General features: G+C 35.1%; 15 protein-coding genes. 8 read left to right on the top strand and 7 right to left on the bottom strand.

Annotation, left to right across the window (positions count from 1 at the left end; genetic code table 11):
- The first annotated feature begins 2 nt into the window (after window positions 1–2).
- Both J4T76_RS00415 and cysZ read left to right on the top strand, forming a co-directional pair.
- Entirely contained in the window at window positions 3–2,021 is a 2,019-nt protein-coding gene (locus J4T76_RS00415; RefSeq protein ID WP_267340708.1) for a GNAT family N-acetyltransferase, read from the top strand.
- Window positions 2,022–2,258: 237 nt separating this feature from the next.
- Window positions 2,259–2,990 (top strand): sulfate transporter CysZ, encoded by a 732-nt coding sequence (gene cysZ / locus J4T76_RS00410; protein ID WP_443135247.1) that lies wholly within the window; start codon window positions 2,259–2,261, stop codon window positions 2,988–2,990.
- A 3-nt stretch (window positions 2,991–2,993) separates the two neighbouring features.
- Here cysZ and J4T76_RS00405 read toward each other — a convergent pair whose 3' ends face one another.
- The 3 genes from J4T76_RS00405 to J4T76_RS00395 are packed head-to-tail and all read right to left on the bottom strand — an operon-like array spanning window position 2,994 to window position 4,724.
- Window positions 2,994–3,179 carry a hypothetical protein gene (locus tag J4T76_RS00405; RefSeq protein ID WP_267340710.1) on the bottom strand — a complete coding sequence of 62 codons (186 nt, stop codon included), beginning with the start codon at window positions 3,177–3,179 and terminating at the stop codon, window positions 2,994–2,996.
- A 35-nt stretch (window positions 3,180–3,214) separates the two neighbouring features.
- Window positions 3,215–4,354: a succinyl-diaminopimelate desuccinylase gene (dapE, locus tag J4T76_RS00400; protein ID WP_416380582.1), complete on the bottom strand. Its 1,140-nt coding sequence runs from the start codon at window positions 4,352–4,354 to the stop codon at window positions 3,215–3,217.
- 13 nt (window positions 4,355–4,367) lie between these two features.
- Window positions 4,368–4,724, bottom strand: a complete 357-nt coding sequence (locus tag J4T76_RS00395) for an ArsC family reductase (protein ID WP_267356210.1) — start codon at window positions 4,722–4,724, stop codon at window positions 4,368–4,370.
- A gap of 363 nt (window positions 4,725–5,087) precedes the next feature.
- On the opposite strand from J4T76_RS00395, the gene J4T76_RS00390 reads away from it, so the two are divergent.
- From J4T76_RS00390 to tkt, 6 genes are all read left to right on the top strand, one after another.
- Window positions 5,088–5,330 carry a FeoA family protein gene (locus J4T76_RS00390; protein WP_267340715.1) on the top strand — a complete coding sequence of 81 codons (243 nt, stop codon included), beginning with the start codon at window positions 5,088–5,090 and terminating at the stop codon, window positions 5,328–5,330.
- Window positions 5,327–7,654 (top strand): Fe(2+) transporter permease subunit FeoB, encoded by a 2,328-nt coding sequence (gene feoB / locus J4T76_RS00385; protein WP_267355186.1) that lies wholly within the window; start codon window positions 5,327–5,329, stop codon window positions 7,652–7,654. Before J4T76_RS00390 ends, feoB begins: the two co-directional genes overlap by 4 nt.
- A 90-nt stretch (window positions 7,655–7,744) precedes the next feature.
- The gene (locus tag J4T76_RS00380; RefSeq protein ID WP_267340718.1) at window positions 7,745–7,990 is read left to right on the top strand and encodes a FeoC-like transcriptional regulator; all 246 of its coding nucleotides are present in this window, start codon (window positions 7,745–7,747) and stop codon (window positions 7,988–7,990) included.
- A gap of 261 nt (window positions 7,991–8,251) precedes the next feature.
- Window positions 8,252–8,710 carry a ribose 5-phosphate isomerase B gene (gene rpiB, locus J4T76_RS00375; RefSeq protein ID WP_267340719.1) on the top strand — a complete coding sequence of 153 codons (459 nt, stop codon included), beginning with the start codon at window positions 8,252–8,254 and terminating at the stop codon, window positions 8,708–8,710.
- A 199-nt stretch (window positions 8,711–8,909) separates the two neighbouring features.
- Window positions 8,910–9,860: a transaldolase gene (tal, locus tag J4T76_RS00370; RefSeq protein ID WP_267340720.1), complete on the top strand. Its 951-nt coding sequence runs from the start codon at window positions 8,910–8,912 to the stop codon at window positions 9,858–9,860.
- Window positions 9,861–10,017: 157 nt separating this feature from the next.
- Window positions 10,018–12,024 (top strand): transketolase, encoded by a 2,007-nt coding sequence (tkt, locus tag J4T76_RS00365; RefSeq protein ID WP_267340721.1) that lies wholly within the window; start codon window positions 10,018–10,020, stop codon window positions 12,022–12,024.
- 92 nt (window positions 12,025–12,116) lie between these two features.
- Here the strand turns inward: tkt and J4T76_RS00360 are convergent, their stop codons facing one another.
- From J4T76_RS00360 to J4T76_RS00345, 4 genes are all read right to left on the bottom strand, one after another.
- Entirely contained in the window at window positions 12,117–13,505 is a 1,389-nt protein-coding gene (locus J4T76_RS00360) for an MATE family efflux transporter (RefSeq protein WP_267356212.1), read from the bottom strand.
- Window positions 13,506–13,512: 7 nt separating this feature from the next.
- A complete protein-coding gene (rimO, locus tag J4T76_RS00355; protein ID WP_267355184.1) occupies window positions 13,513–14,835 on the bottom strand; it encodes a 30S ribosomal protein S12 methylthiotransferase RimO in 1,323 nt (440 codons plus the stop codon).
- Window positions 14,836–15,029: 194 nt separating this feature from the next.
- Complete coding sequence (locus tag J4T76_RS00350) at window positions 15,030–15,617, bottom strand: hypothetical protein (protein ID WP_267340726.1); 588 nt, start codon at window positions 15,615–15,617, stop codon at window positions 15,030–15,032.
- Window positions 15,618–16,199 (bottom strand): hypothetical protein, encoded by a 582-nt coding sequence (locus J4T76_RS00345; RefSeq protein WP_267340728.1) that lies wholly within the window; start codon window positions 16,197–16,199, stop codon window positions 15,618–15,620.
- Window positions 16,200–16,491: the final 292 nt, after the last annotated feature.

Genomic DNA, 16,491 nt, shown 5'->3' with positions numbered 1-16,491 from the left:
CAATGTCATGCCTCAAAAGCACAAGAACATTGTGGGTGTTACAGGGTGAAGCGACACAATTATTTCAGCAACTGAATCATACTGTAACCACAAATATTGGCGATTGGATAACCATTACTGATCAGCCAAATGCCCCTGACTTTTTGCCAAATATCCTGTTACCTCATAAAACCAAAAAGCTATTAGGACAACAGTATCTGCATGCTATATTTGATGCAACATTAGGATTTAATCTGGATGCGTTTGCCATGTTAACTGGTACACTGGTTAAAGGAAGTTTACTGATTTTATTATTACCGGATCAACTTGAAACTTGGCAAGATCAAGATAGTTTACGCTGGAATGAAGCAGAAATGCCCATTATTGTGCCAAATTTTGTAAATCACTTGTTAAATACACTTGCTGAATTTGATATAACTATTGAGAAAACTGGCTTATCAGTATATGAACATTCGCCATTACCAAAATTGTTAGATGATGACAATCAACCTGATGATTTAAGTCAGCAGCAAACGACGTTACAAAAAATTTTAAACAGTAAGCAAGATATTAATGTACTTATCGGTAAACGAGGTCGTGGTAAATCGGCTTTGGCAGGATTATTTAGTCAGCATAATAGCTGTATTGTGACAGCACCGAATAAAGCGGCACTGAATAGCTTTTTTGCTTTTGCTAACCCACACACCCCTTTTTTTGCACCAGATGAATTACTAGCTTGGCAACAAAACAATTTTGCGGATCATTTAATTATTGATGAAGCCGCCATGATACCGCTTCCAATGCTTGAACAATTACTGAAATTAGCCAAGACTAAAAATAGTCAAGTATTACTTATTACCACTACAGAAGGATATGAAGGTACAGGGCAAGGATTTTTATTAAAATTGTTGAAAAAAAAATCGTGCCAATTTCATTCTCTTGACACCCCCATTCGATGGCAAACGGGTGATAAGCTAGAGCTATTTTGCGATCGTTTATTGTTAAATGGGATATCAGAAGAAAAAGAAAACCCAAGAACGAGTAATTCATACATAAGATACAGTAAACTTGATCGGCATAATCTTAAAACGTTGATATCCATCTTTTATCTTTTAAAAAGCGCCCACTATCAAACCACACTAGTTGATTTACGACGCCTCTTTGATGCACAAAATTTATCGGTTTGGCAAGCAACAGTCAATCATATCTTATCCAAAACGCATCCAATAACAACTAAAGAGATCGCTGCGGCAATTACGCTAAAAGAAGGAAATTTGCCTGATTCACTTATTGAGCAAGTATGGCTAGGTATGCGCCGCCCTAAAGGCAATTTGGTAGCACAATCACTGGTCGCCCATGCAGGTGAAAAACTGGCAGCTCAATTATGTTCGGTACGGATCAATCGTATTGCGGTAACTGAGCTTTATCGACGACAACATATTGCTAAGAAACTTGTACAAGCCATTAGCGATGAAGCGAATCACCAACATATCGATTATTTATCGGTGAGCTTTGCATACAGTCAGCCTAATTATCAATTTTGGATGGCATGTGGTTTTAATTTAGTGCACGTTAGTAGCCATAAAGAAACCCGAAGTGGTAGCTATTCAGTTATGGCAATTAAACCCTTAACTCATTCAGGACAGCGATTGGTTGATCAATTACGCCAAAAACTTGCCCGCAATGCTTACTGGCTTAAAGATATCATTAAAGTACCTTTTGAAGATATGATTGCCTTTGACAAGGTTCAACAATTATCCACACAAGATTGTTGTGAATTATCCGGTTTTTGTGATTATTATCGTCCTTTTGAAGCGAGCTATCCTGCACTTTGTCGATTAAATCTTTATACACTAAAACATCAGCAATGTTTAACATTGCCGATATTATCTGCATTAATTAATAGCAAGAATAATCAAATTGAAATTATTAATCGTTATCACTTGACGGGAAAAAATGCATTAATGCAAGCCATTAAACAAGAAGTTAAAACTTGGTTGGTGAATAATCAACTTAATGCAAAACTAAAAAAATGCCAGTAAAGATAATTAAACGTTATTGAGGTTAGTAAAAGGTATATTTAAAATATTGCACAGTTTATCTAACATATCTATTACTGTATTACATATTTATACCTAGCTAAGGTATTGGCTGACAAGTTAATTAAAAAGGAACCCAATGTGACGTCTAATCAAATCGATCATAATGCCCTACATCAACATTCCCACACACAATCACATCTAAAAAATCATCAAGCTCGAAGTGGTTTAGAATATTTCATTAAAGGTTGGTCATTAGCTTTCAGTCCTGGGATTAAGCGATTTGTTTTTCTACCTCTACTTGCTAATACTGTATTAATGTCGGCACTTTTTTATTGGTTCTTTACTGTTCTTGATGGTATGGTTGATTGGGGACTATCTTATGTGCCAAGCTGGTTACATTGGTTAGGATACCTCATTGTGGTTATTCTAATTTTAACGCTTGTAATTTTGTTTTGTTATTTTTTCAGTACGGTTACTAACTTTATCGCTGCACCATTTAATGGAATATTAGCTGAACAAGTTGAAGCTCAATTAACTGGTATGCCTGCGCCAGAAACATCGTGGATCAGTTTGCTTAAAGATCTACCGCGAATTTTAAATCGTGAGCTACAAAAATTAGGTCATTATTTATTATGGGCTGTTCTGATTCTACTGACTTATTTTATCCCCGTCATTGGACAAACGGTTACACCAGTGGTGTGGTTTTTATTTACCGCTTGGCAAATTAATATTCAGTATGCGGACTATCCATTTGATAACCACAAAATAAAATTTCACCGTATGCGGAGACTATTAATGCAAAACAAGGCTGACAATCTGGTATTTGGTATTTTAGTTAGCTTTTTTACTATGGTTCCAGTCCTAAATCTAATTGTGATGCCAATTGCCGTATGCGGTGCAACAGCAATGTGGGTAGACCGTTATCGTCATCAAGCTGTATTCGAAAGTACCCAACAAGATTTTCGTTAATATTTATTTGTTCGAATGTTTTGATGACGGCCAATCATCGTCGTCGTCACTATAGGGTATAGGTTTAATTCCTTTCTTTTTTTCTAAATAATTTTTATAATTTAGCCGATTTAGTGCTTTAATGGTATTAATAAAAATTCCAATTAAGATGATTAAAATAATCCACCAATAATCTTTAAGCCATGCCATGTTATCCCCTTATTGATAATGTAAATTGGGCTCAATTATGTCAGTAATAAAATCTCTAAAATACGTCTATAGATTGTGCTTAAGTTGATGATGTCTTGGCAATTGGCATTTTCGTTGACCTTATGGATAGTTTTATTGAGTACGCCGAGCTCAATGACTTGGCAACCCATTTTAGCGATAAAACGACCGTCTGATGTGCCACCACTGGTAGAAAGGGTAGTAGTTATTCCTGTAATTTCTTTAATGGCATTTGCGGCAGCATTAGTTAGCTCACCTTGCGGGGTTAAAAAAGGATGACCTGAAAGACGCCAATTTAGGGTATATTTTAGATCATATTTTTTTAAAATTTGTTCAACACGTTCTTTAATTTGTTTGTCGGTTAGTTCGCTGCTATAGCGAAAGTTAAATTGGATGCTAAGATCGCCAGGTATGACATTTTCTGCACCCGTTCCCCCATTAATATTAGCAATTTGCATAGTGGTTTTTGGAAAATGTTGATTACCTTCATCCCAACTTGTGTTTACCAGTTCATTTAATGCGGGAGCAAAGCGATGCACAGGGTTATCTGCAAGATGTGGATAAGCAACATGTCCTTGCACGCCGTGCACAACTAAATGAGCTGTTAGTGAACCACGGCGTCCATTTTTGATTTGATCGCCAAGTAGGGTGTCGCTTGAAGGCTCACCAACAATACAATAATCAATACGCTCATGACGATTCATTAAGAAATCCACTACTTTAGCTGTACCGTCGATTGCATCTGCTTCTTCATCAGACGTTAATAAAAAAGCCACACAGCCACCATGTTGGGGAGTGTTTTTAATAAATTCCTCTGCCGCACATACCATGGCCGCCACACCACTCTTCATGTCAGCTGCTCCACGACCATACAGCACACCTTGTTCATCGATGGTCGGTGTAAAAGGCGGATAAAGCCATTTATTCTCATCACCTGCGGGCACTACATCCGTATGACCTGCAAACATCAGGGTTTTACTATTACGATCACCATGAAAAGCCCACAAATTTTTGGTTTGCCCGATATTAATTTTTTCAATGGTAAATCCAAGTTTTTTTAAACGTTCGATAATTATCTTTTGACAGTTTTTATCATCAGGACTTATTGATTTTTCAGCAATAAGCTCTGAAGTTAGCGCAATAACAGGTTCAGTTATCATAGTCTCTATCTTATTTTGGTTGCGAAATGAATTGTAAATAACTATCGTCAGAAAATCCCAACAATACACGTTTACCATTGATCAGCAAAGGACGCTTTAAAATTGATGGATTGTCTAACATAATTTTTTTTGCGGCTTGTTCATTATCGATTTGGGTACGAACCTGTTCATCTAATTTACGCCATGTAGTGCCACGTGTATTCAGTAAACTTTGCCAATCAACTAATTGCAAAAAAGTGTCGAGCAGTTCTGCCGACAAACCATCGGTTTTATAGTTATGAAACTGATATTGGACATGGTGATCATCAAGCCAACTAAACGCTTTTTTCATTGTGTTGCAGTTTTTAATACCATAGATGATATACATAATTGGAGGTTCCATTATTTGATATATACAAAAGATTATATCAGTTATAAGTTATTATCAGCAATTAAGATGATTAATGAAAATATCTATTCTGATTTTGTTTTATTATACTCGACAATATTAACCGGTGATGATCTTATGGGTCTTTTAAAAAAGTTAAAAATTCTTTTTTCTGAGGTTGGACTGCACATTTATTCAAAAACAATTGAAAATTTTTTACTTGCCCCCATTATTTGACCAATCTTTCCATTTTTTTCATGAAAATTTGTTTTTTTCTAAAGCAATGTGTATTAATATTGCGAATTGTTCGCATTTTAATTTGCATGATTAAATCAAATAATCTAACTTTACGTAGGAAGTATGATGTCAACTTTAACCCTTAACCACTTGCCAATAGGGCGCGAGGCGGTTATTTCTAGATTTTTACCTAAATCGTTACCTTATCGTCGTAAATTATTGGCTATGGGCATTACACCTGGTTGTAAAGTCGAAGTAGTACGTACTGCGCCACTGGGTGATCCCATTGAGATTAATATGCGTGGTTTTTTATTATGTTTACGTCGCCAAGAAGCTTCTTTTATAGAAGTGTTAGAGGTCAGAGCATGAAGATCGCGCTAATTGGTAATCCAAATTGTGGTAAAACAACATTATTTAATTTATTGACTGGAGCTAAACAACGAGTGGGTAATTGGCCAGGAGTTACTGTTGAGCGTAAAACAGGTCTTTTCTCCTATAATCATAAACAGTACGATATTGTCGATTTGCCAGGAACCTATTCAATTGAATCCGATCCTTTATGTGTATCGCAAGATGAATTGATTGCAAGGCAGTTTGTCTTGAGTGAGGATGATAGTGTGATTGTAAATATCATTGATGCAACAAATTTGCAACGTAGTTTATATCTGACTTGTCAATTAGTTGATCTGCAATTGCCTATGATTGTCGTGCTCAATATGATGGATGCCGTTAAAGCAATGGGAGAACAGATTAATGTAGAAAAGTTGAGCGAATTGTTTGGTTGTCCGGTGGTGGCTGTATCATCAAGTAAAAAAATAGGATTGCAGGCACTGTATCAGCAAATAGAAATGATGGCATCATCTTCCAAAATAGCAAATTCTTCAATAAATTTGTTAGGAGATGAGCAACAAGCTATTATTGATAGATATGTTAATGAATTACCAAAAGACAGTGTAGTGCGCCGATTTAATCCTTGGCAATTGCAAGATGCGTTATTGGATGATTCACATTACACTTTGACCCAACTTGAGAGTGAAAAGCTAAAAGCCTGTCGTCTGTTGCTTTCAGCATGGTGCGATAACGAAATTGATGTGGCGTTAGCTTCAGCTCGTTATGATATGATTGATACAATTTGTAAAACCGTCATTGACAAACCTCGTGAGTTAAATGTTCGCTTTTCAGATATGCTTGATAAAATATCCTTAGGACGTATTACAGGGATTCCATTGTTTTTGTTAACAATGTATGTCATGTTTATGTTGTCGATTAATTTTGGTTCGGTTTTTGTTGATTTTTTTGATGAATTATGTAGCACACTGTTTGTGGATGGTACAGCACATTTATTGCAAATCCTGAACGCACCCGGTTGGCTTATTGCCATTATATCTAATGGTATAGGGCGTGGTATCCAAACTGTTTCAACCTTTATTCCTGTCATTGGTGCTATGTTTTTCTGTATGTCTTTTTTGGAAGACTCTGGTTACTTGGCAAGGGCAGCAATGGTTGTCGATCGTGGTATGCGTTGTATTGGTTTACCTGGCAAAGCATTTGTGCCCATGTTAGTCGGTTTTGGTTGTAGTGTACCAGCCATTATGGGAACTCGTACATTAGAAAGCACGCGTGACCGCATCATGTCAATTTGTATGATTCCATTTATGTCTTGCGGAGCAAGATTGCCAGTGTATGCATTATTTGCAGTCATCTTTTCACCTAAACATGCTTCATTTATCGTTTTTAGTTTATATATGTTGGGTGTAGCGGTGGCAATTATCACAGGGTTTGTGCTTAAGTACACTTTGTTAAAGGGCTCGATTACGCCATTTATTATGGAAATGCCAGTGTATCGAATTCCTACTTTAAGCAGTTTGATCAGTTTAACTTGGCAACGTCTGAAAAATTTCATTTTTAAGGCTGGAAAGGCCATTGTGATAATGGTGACTATATTGAGTGTGCTTAATTCCTGGGGTCGTGATGGAACATTTGGACATGAAGATTCACAAGATTCTATGCTATCAATTGTTAGCCAGAAGATCACACCAGCATTTGCTCCAATGGGGATTAATCAACAAAATTGGCCTGCTACTGTAGGGATCTTTACCGGTATTTTTGCAAAAGAATCGGTTATTGCTACTTTAAATTCGCTTTATTCTATGGATGAAACGGATACAACACAAGAGGCTGAATCATTTAATCTGTCGCAAGGGATTTTAGATGCGATCAAAACTATTCCTAAAAATCTCGTTAATTTGTCTGATGCTGTTTTAGATCCTTTGGGTCTATCTACAGTAAATGATGATATTGATTCGTTGCAATCCGATTTGGCAGTGGATTCGACAGCAGTATCACAAATAAAAAATTCCTTTATGACGCCATCAGTCGCCATAGCTTATTTAATTTTTATTTTACTTTATACTCCTTGTGCTGCGGCTTTAGGAGCAGTATATCGTGAGGCTGGTTTAAGATGGATGATATTTGTTGGAGTTTGGACTTTTATAATTGGTTGGTTATCCGCAACAATTTACTATCAAACGACTTTGCTAGGTCATTCACAATCGGCAGTTTGGTGGCTTTTGGGGTGTGGGGCATTTATTCTAATTATTGTTATCACTATGCGTATATTAGGTCGATATTCCATTTTTAATCAATCAACAGTAAGCTCATCTAACCCTAAAAAATCATCTTGCTGTTATTAAATATTAGTCTATTAAAAAGGCATATTTCTTAATCATTCATCAATAAATTTAGGAGAAGATGCAGAGCATAACTCTGCATCTGTAATTATTATGCTAATTACTTCAATTCGAGATTATGTGCAATTAAAAGGTCGTATAGAGCTACAAGACATTGCACGACATTTTCGTATTCCTGGCAGCGCCACAGCTCAAATACTGGATTTTTGGATTAAAAAAGGAAGTATTAAAAAGATCAGCATGGCAGATAATCAAACCCTATGCACACCTAATCATTGCAAAACGTGTGCGGGTTGTAATATCAGTCAGCAAATAGTTTATATCTGGTTAAATCAATAATTCATATCGTTTTAAAATTATTCTGTTCAAATGTATTCATATTTAACTTTTGATTAAATTATCTAAAAGAATTTATTAGAGGTACGGTGTTTATGGAGTCCTATTTGTAATTGATCGCATAAATTATTGCTATATTTTCTTATAAAATATTTTATTTTCGCGACTTTCATCACATAATTGAATTAATTTTTGCTTCAAAATATCAAATGATATTAATATGAACTTATGTTCATTTTTTAAATTAAATTGAGGTAAAATAATATGAAACCAATAGCCATTGGCGCTGATGATGCCGCATTTGAATTTAGAAATAGCTTAGTTGATTATTTGACAGAACAAGGGATTGAAATTATTGATTATAGCAGTGACAAACAGATAAAAAACTCTTTGTATCCTGATGTTGCCAACGCAGTGGCTTGTTCAATAAAATCAGGTATACACGAACGAGGGATCTTGATCTGTGGTACCGGTATAGGTGTGGCAATAACAGCTAACAAGGTACCTGGTATACGTGCCGCACAATGCCATGATGTGTTTTCAGCTGAGCGTGCCAGAAAGAGTAATAACGCACAAATTATGACAATGGGGGCTAGAGTGATTGGTGTGGAGCTAGCTAAAAAACTTGTACAAACATGGTTAAATTCTGAATTCGAGGGTGGAAGGTCGATGGCTAAAGTTGATCGTATCAACCATTATGATCAGCTGTACAGTAAAAAATAATGATTTATCAGAATATTTTTGGTTAATTGGATTAAATTTGTGAACAAAGAGAACTTTTTAACATTTAATTTCACTTTTTTATTTGATTGTTTTTTTAATCTATTATGTGTACAAAATTGTAATATGGCACTGTCGTTTTATTTTTGAATAAATGCTATTATATTTTTATTAAACTAAATGCTGTAGAGGATATAGAAGTATGAGTCAATTAGATGAATTTAAAAAATTAACTGTAGTTGTTGCCGATACGGGAGATATCGATTCAATAAAACAATTTTCACCTGAAGATGCCACAACTAATCCATCCCTGATATTGAAAGCAGCTCAACTGCCTCAATATCGTTATCTGATTGATTCTGCTATAAAATCCTCTAAAAAATTGGGCATGAGTAAAGAACAACAATTAGTTAATGCCTGTGATCAAGTTGCTGTTAATATTGGTGCTGAAATTTTAAAATCCGTTCCTGGACGTATTTCGACTGAAGTAGATGCACGTTTATCATTTGATACACAAGGTTGTATTGATAAAGCACGTCGTATTATTGAACTTTACCAATCAAAAGGTATTGATAAATCACGTATCTTAATTAAAATCGCCTCTACGTGGGAAGGAATTAAAGCTGCAGAAGTATTAGAAAAAGAAGGTATTAACTGTAATTTGACATTACTTTTCTCGTTTGCCCAAGCAAGAGCATGCGCTGAAGTCAATGCCTTTTTAATTTCCCCATTTGTTGGGCGTATCTATGATTGGTATCAAGCAAAAAAACCCATCGATCCTTATGTTCCAGACGAAGATCCAGGTGTCGTTTCGGTTCGTAATATCTTTAACTATTATAAACAGCATGGTTATAAAACGATTGTGATGGGTGCTAGCTTCCGTAAAGTCGATCAAATATTAGCCCTTGCAGGTTGTGACCGTTTAACCATTTCACCTAATTTGCTTGCTGAAATGCAACAATCAACCGCCTCTGTTACACAAAAACTTAATCCAAATCAAACTATAGTCTCTCGACCGGCACCTATGACTGAGGCCGAATTTAGATGGCAACACAATAGCGATGCCATGGCAGTTGAAAAACTTGCTGAAGGTATCCGTGCTTTTGCTGTTGACCAAGGCAAATTAGAAAATATGATCAGTGCATTACTTTAATCATATTGAATACAAAAGGGGGAGTAAGCTCCCCCCATTTTTACACTATTTTATTCGTTTTTTAATAACGAATTTGGCAGGTAACAGCACTTATAGCTGATATAGTAACTTGCTTGATTAGGAATTTTTAATTAAAAATTTTTTTGGAGATTACAACATGAATGCAACGACTTTATCTCACCGCGAACTAGCGAATGCGATAAGAGCATTAAGTATGGATGGTGTGCAAAAAGCTAAATCTGGTCACCCAGGTGCACCTATGGGTATGGCCGATATGGCAGAAGTGCTTTGGCGTGGATTTTTGAAACATAATCCTACTAATCCTAATTGGGCCGATCGCGATCGTTTTGTTTTATCAAATGGTCATGCATCTATGTTGATATATAGCTTACTGCATTTAACAGGCTATAATGTAACAATCGAGGACCTTAGAAACTTTCGTCAATTGCATTCAAAAACAGCAGGTCACCCCGAATATGGCTATGTACCTGGTGTTGAAACAACGACAGGTCCATTAGGACAAGGTATTGCTAATGCTGTAGGTATGGCTATTGCTGAAAAAACATTAGCCGCACAATTTAATAAATCTGGTCATACCATTGTTGACCATCATACTTATGTATTTATGGGTGATGGTTGCATGATGGAAGGCATTTCACACGAAGTATGTTCATTAGCGGGGACCCTTAAACTAGGAAAACTCATTGCGTTTTATGATGAAAATGGCATTTCTATCGATGGTGAAATTGATGGTTGGTTTACTGATGATACCGCAAAACGTTTTGAAGCTTATGGTTGGCATGTAATTCGCGCAATTGATGGTCATGATGCTCATGCTTTGAAAGAAGCCATTGAACAAGCGCAAGCAGTAACGGATAAACCGTCTTTGTTAATGTGCAAAACTGTTATTGGTTTTGGATCGCCAAATAAAGCGGGTAGTCACGAAAGTCATGGCGCACCTTTAGGTGATGCTGAAATCGAAGCAACGCGTAAAGAACTTGGTTGGAATTATCCTGCCTTTGAAATTCCGAAAGATTATTACGATGCTTGGGATGCAAAAGCAAAAGGTAAACAAATTGAAGATGGGTGGAATACACGTTTTGACGCTTATGCTAAAGCTTTTCCTGACTTAGCTAAAGAATTTAAACGTCGTATGAATGGCGATCTACCTGTGAATTGGCAACAAGTTACAAAAGATTTTATTAATAAACTACAAGAAAATCCTGCAACTATTGCAACTCGTAAAGCATCACAAAATGCTATTGAAGCATTTGCTCCTTCCTTACCTGAATTTTTAGGGGGATCGGCTGATTTAGCACCAAGTAACTTAACTATGTGGTCAGGCTCAAAAGAAATTTTAGCCAATCCAAATGGTAATTATATCCATTATGGAGTGCGTGAATTTGGTATGTCAGCGATTATGAATGGTATTACGCTGCATGGCGGATTTATTCCTTATGGTGCTACTTTCCTAATGTTTATGGAATACGCACGTAATGCTGTCCGTATGGCAGCGTTAATGAAGATTCGTTCATTATTCGTTTACACTCACGATTCTATTGGTCTAGGTGAAGACGGACCAACGCATCAACCAGTTGAACAAATGGCAAGTTTACGTGTTACACCAAATGTCAGCACTTGGCGTCCATGTGACCAAGTTGAATCAGCTATTGCTTGGCAGTATGCGATAGAGCGCAAAGATGGTCCAACAGCACTAATTTTCTCAAGACAAAATCTTAAACAACAAGATCGTAGTACTGAGCAACTAGCTAATGTTTACCGTGGTGGTTATATTCTTAATGATTGTACTGGCACACCAGAATTAATTATCATTGCCACTGGTTCAGAAGTCGAACTTGCTGTGGAAGCTTATCTCCAATTAACTCAAATTGGAAAAAAAGTACGTGTTGTTTCAATGCCATCAACGGATGCTTTTGATAAGCAAGATAGTGCTTACAAAGAGTCTGTTTTACCATCATCAGTTACTGCTCGTCTAGCTATTGAAGCAGGTATTAGCGATTATTGGTATAAATATGTTGGTCTTAATGGTGAAGTTATAGGTATGACAACATTCGGTGAATCAGGTCCAGCCGATCAACTATTTAAAGAATTTGGATTCACTATTGAAAACGTGCTTGAAAAAGCCAATAGTTTATTAAAATAATCAATTTATAAATTCAATAACAAACGCCATTAGCTAAGATTGTTAATGGCGTTTTTATTATGTGAAAATTAATTTTATTTTTTCGATCCAATTTATCTGGATGCTTGTTCTAGAATAATATTTGTGGGTTGCTTTTGAATGTAAATCATTCTGGCAATAAGTAAGAAAGCAGCAACTGCTAGTCCCAATATAATCCCTATCCAAAAACCGGCAGCACCAATTGGCTGCACGATTAAATCGGTTAATCCTAAAATGTATCCAACAGGGAGTCCAACGCCCCAATAAGAGATAAGGGTGATGAAAAAAATACTTTTCGTATCTTTATAACCACGTAATACGTTACTTGCTACAACTTGTAGATAGTCAGAAGCTTGATAAATAGCAAGTAAAATTATAAGTTGCAAGCAAATAGTAATAACATCCACTTCTTCAGTGAATATGTGAATAATTGGTGTTCTAAAAACAACCAAAACTAATGCTACTACGACTGCAATTATTAGCGATATGGCTAAACTAATATATGCAGTTTGCTTAGCTAATGATGGTTTTATATTACCTAGCAAATAACCAACACGGATACTTGATGCCACACCTAAAGATAACGGTATTGCAAACGTTAAACTACTAATTGTAAAGATAATCTGGTGTGCAGCAACCGTAATTTGACCTAGTGGGGCAATAAGCAAAGCTACTACAGCAAATAAGCTCATTTCGAAAAAATAGGCTAGAGCAAGCGGTATACCCAGCATAACAATATTTTTAATTACTTTAAAATCAACCAGTTTCGTCAATTCTGTTTTGCGAATATCACGTTGACTTGAAGTAGTTAATGTATATAAGCGAATTAAGCCAAACATGAGCCAAAAAATTATAGCAGCTGTAATTCCACAACCAACCCCGCCAAACGCAGGTAATCCTAACTTGCCATATATTAGAACATAATTAATAGGAATATTAGCAAGTAATGCTATAAATATGATCACCATCGCTGGTTTAGTATTGGATAACCCTTCACACTGATTGCGGTACACTAAAAATAATAAAAATGCTGGTACTCCCCACATAATTGCTCGTAAAAATTTAACGGCTACGTCCATCATTTCGGGATCAATAGGATGATCAACTGAACTTCGTAGACCAATTATTTGGTCTGAATGATATAAAATCAACATTATTAACACAGATAAAAATAGGGCGATCACAACACCTTGGCGTGTGTGATTTGCAACTTGGTTTCGTTTAGCTGCACCATTTAAATTTGCAATGATTGGGGTTAAAACAGTTAACAGACCTTGCCCAAACAAGACTGTTGGTAACCATATTGATACTGCTATGGCTACACCTGACAAGGCTGTTTTACTATAATGTCCTGCCATAATGGTATCAACGAATGTGATGGCTGTTTGTGATACTTGTGCAATAAGTACTGGTACAGCTAATTTACCAAGATTTTTTATTTCATGTTTATAATGTTGTTTCATGATGTTATTACCGTTTAACCGTTCCCCACAAATCATATTCATCAGAGTGCTCAATGATGACTTGAACAATATCACCTACTTTGACATCTTTTTCCTCATTTAAATAAACAACACCATCAATTTCAGGTGCATCCGCCATACTTCGACCTATTGCGCCTTCTTCATCGACTTCATCAATAATCACTGCTAAGGTTTTACCTATTTTAGCCTGTAATTTTTGCGTAGATATTTTTTGCTGTAACTGCATAAATCGATCAAATCGTTGTTGCTTGATTTCGTCTGGAATTTGATTAGCTAATTCATTTGCTACTGCACCTTCAACGGGGCTGTAAGGAAAACAACCAACTCGATCTAATTGCGCTTTTTCTAAAAAGTCGAGCAACAATTCAAAATCTTGTTCAGTCTCACCAGGATAACCAACAATAAAGGTTGAACGAAGAGTAATTTCTGGACAAATTTCACGCCAGTGATGAATTCGTTCAAGTGTTCTTTCAATTGTTCCAGGTCGTTTCATTGATTTTAAAATCGTTGGACTGGCATGCTGTAAAGGGACATCTAAATAAGGTAAGATTTTTCCTTCTGCCATTAAAGGAATCAAATCATCTACACTTGGATATGGATACATATAATGTAATCTTACCCATATACCAAGGCTTGATAATTGTTCACAGAGTGTTTGAATATTGGTTTTTAAAGGCGTACCATTCCAAAAGCTGGTACGATTTTTGATATCAATTCCATAAGCCGAGGTATCTTGTGCGATAACTAAAAGTTCTTTTACTCCGCTATCAACTAATCGTTTTGCTTCATCAAGTACATTTCCGATAGGGCGACTGACCATCTCTCCTCGTAAAGAAGGGATAATGCAAAATGTACAGCTATGGTTACAACCTTCTGAAATTTTTAAATAAGCATAATGTTTAGGTGTTAATTTAACGCCTTGCTCAGGAACTAAGCTGGTGAATGGGTTATATTCGGGTTTTGGGGCATATTTATTGACATGGTCAAGCACTGTTTCGTAGCTATGGGGACCAGAAATTTCAAGTACTTTTGGGTGTACGCTTCGGATCTGATCTTCTTTAGCTCCAAGGCAACCGGTAACAATCACTTTACCGTTTTCATCCAGCGCCTCACCAATAGCTTCAAGCGATTCTTGAACTGCGCTGTCAATAAATCCGCAGGTGTTAACAATCACCAGATCAGCATTTTCATAAGTAGAAACCACTTGATAACCTTGGGTACGTAATTCTGTTAATATTCGCTCTGAGTCAACCAAATTTTTAGGACAACCGAGGCTCACAAATCCAATTGTTGGTGATGATATATTCATAGTATTTGTAATAATTTTAAAATTTATAGAGGTTTTAGAGAATTTAAAAGTCTGTCAATTTAGATTTTGACAATAGGTAATCATTTTAACATATTTAAACTGATGCTAATAAAAATTTTTAGATTGTTATGATTTATATGATAAAAGATGATTAAAGACATGAGTCTAACATGTCATTAATCATATAAAGTAAATTATAATTTATCTTCAATAGGGACTGAAGGATCGCTCTCCTTGATTTTCGTTTTGGATTGATACTCTACAGTGGGTAATGTTGATAAACCATATTTAACGGTATAATATTGTAATTGTAAAGCAGTATAAGCTTGTTCTTTTTGAACTACATTTAATAAATGAGTAATCTTAATAAGACCATCTTCATATTGATCAGCCTCATCTTGATGAAATTTAATTTCTTTTTTTAACTCATTCATATCATTGAAAATATCTTGGGCTAATTCTGCGTTGGGTTGAGTTATGATTGTCTCGACTTTAATCGGTGAATCTGATTCAATGGCTGATATTCTTTGTGTAATCAAAGCTTGATTTATTTTTAACGTTTCAACTTTAACTTCAATTAGTGTTTTAATTAAACCACCGGAATAGTTTTCAAGCTCTTTTTGTGAATTATCGATTTCGTCTGAAATTTTGGATAATTCTTCATTCAATTCAATAAGTTTTTGTTTTTCATTTTCACTTAACTCTTTTTTACAACTGAATAAAAATAAAGAAAAAATTGCAATTATAACAATACCTATTTTAGTTTTATTAAACATGTTCATTTAAAGTCCTTTTTCTATTTTCATTTGATTTTGCTTTGTTTCTATTTCTCTATATTTAGAGTGGAGATCCGATTCATAAATAATTTGTAATTCACCTTGTCCGCGACTAGATCCTTCGATTTCTAATCCAATTTGGAATTGGGCAAAATAGGAAGAATAACTACCACAACCTGTATATTTTAAACACTGATAAAACTCATCAATTTCTTTATATAATTTTAATCCTATTTTTTCAATAGATTCCGGTTTGCCATATTTTTTTGTTAATACTTTTTTATATTTAAAATATTCTTCTTTACCCTTAGTGCCATAAGGATCGTCTTTTATTTTTTCTCTTAATACTACTTTCATAAGACCTAAATCTTTATGGACAAGTACCATATAAGAATCAAAATTTGGTAGAGTCATTGGTGGTTCAGTTAATTCATAAAATATTATATCATCTGAGACATATACTTTTTTTGCTTTATACTTTGAGACAACATCAGCGTCTGATTCACCCCATGTTAAACCTATCGGTGCATCAATCTTTGCATAAGCTATAAAAGAAAAGAATATTGAAATTAGAAACAGTTTTTTCATTAAATTTTATCCCATAAACATCCTATCTGTTTTAATTGTATACATTAAATTAAAATTATCAATAAGTTAATAAACTAAAATATAAAATTATTCTATTAAAATCCTATTTTAAGATTATAAAATAAACTATTGGATGATTAATGTGTTTATATGAGTAAAAAAAATTAGTTGGAAATAGAAAATTAATTTATGATAAAAATAGGTTACTATAATGGATTGATTATTAGGTTGGTCAAACGAACTAAAGTTATATCAAACCGTCATTTTTGTACCAAACATTTTATTATTAATG

Source organism: Gilliamella sp. B3022 (genome assembly GCF_028751545.1).
Classification (GTDB): Bacteria; Pseudomonadota; Gammaproteobacteria; order Enterobacterales; family Orbaceae; genus Gilliamella.
The sequence above is the reverse complement of the archived record's forward strand: the minus strand, read 5'-3'. Positions and strand labels throughout refer to the sequence as shown.

What these genes read in the sequence shown, in the direction of transcription:
- J4T76_RS00415 (WP_267340708.1), top strand. Translation starts at nt 3, where the DNA reads ATGTCATGCCTCAAAAGCACAAGAACATTGTGGGTGTTACAGGGTGAA.
- J4T76_RS00405 (WP_267340710.1), bottom strand. Translation starts at nt 3,179, where the DNA reads ATGGCATGGCTTAAAGATTATTGGTGGATTATTTTAATCATCTTAATT.
- J4T76_RS00395 (WP_267356210.1), bottom strand. Translation starts at nt 4,724, where the DNA reads ATGTATATCATCTATGGTATTAAAAACTGCAACACAATGAAAAAAGCG.
- J4T76_RS00390 (WP_267340715.1), top strand. Translation starts at nt 5,088, where the DNA reads ATGTCAACTTTAACCCTTAACCACTTGCCAATAGGGCGCGAGGCGGTT.
- feoB (WP_267355186.1), top strand. Translation starts at nt 5,327, where the DNA reads ATGAAGATCGCGCTAATTGGTAATCCAAATTGTGGTAAAACAACATTA.
- J4T76_RS00380 (WP_267340718.1), top strand. Translation starts at nt 7,745, where the DNA reads ATGCTAATTACTTCAATTCGAGATTATGTGCAATTAAAAGGTCGTATA.
- rpiB (WP_267340719.1), top strand. Translation starts at nt 8,252, where the DNA reads ATGAAACCAATAGCCATTGGCGCTGATGATGCCGCATTTGAATTTAGA.
- tal (WP_267340720.1), top strand. Translation starts at nt 8,910, where the DNA reads ATGAGTCAATTAGATGAATTTAAAAAATTAACTGTAGTTGTTGCCGAT.
- tkt (WP_267340721.1), top strand. Translation starts at nt 10,018, where the DNA reads ATGAATGCAACGACTTTATCTCACCGCGAACTAGCGAATGCGATAAGA.
- J4T76_RS00360 (WP_267356212.1), bottom strand. Translation starts at nt 13,505, where the DNA reads ATGAAACAACATTATAAACATGAAATAAAAAATCTTGGTAAATTAGCT.
- rimO (WP_267355184.1), bottom strand. Translation starts at nt 14,835, where the DNA reads ATGAATATATCATCACCAACAATTGGATTTGTGAGCCTCGGTTGTCCT.
- J4T76_RS00350 (WP_267340726.1), bottom strand. Translation starts at nt 15,617, where the DNA reads ATGAACATGTTTAATAAAACTAAAATAGGTATTGTTATAATTGCAATT.
- J4T76_RS00345 (WP_267340728.1), bottom strand. Translation starts at nt 16,199, where the DNA reads ATGAAAAAACTGTTTCTAATTTCAATATTCTTTTCTTTTATAGCTTAT.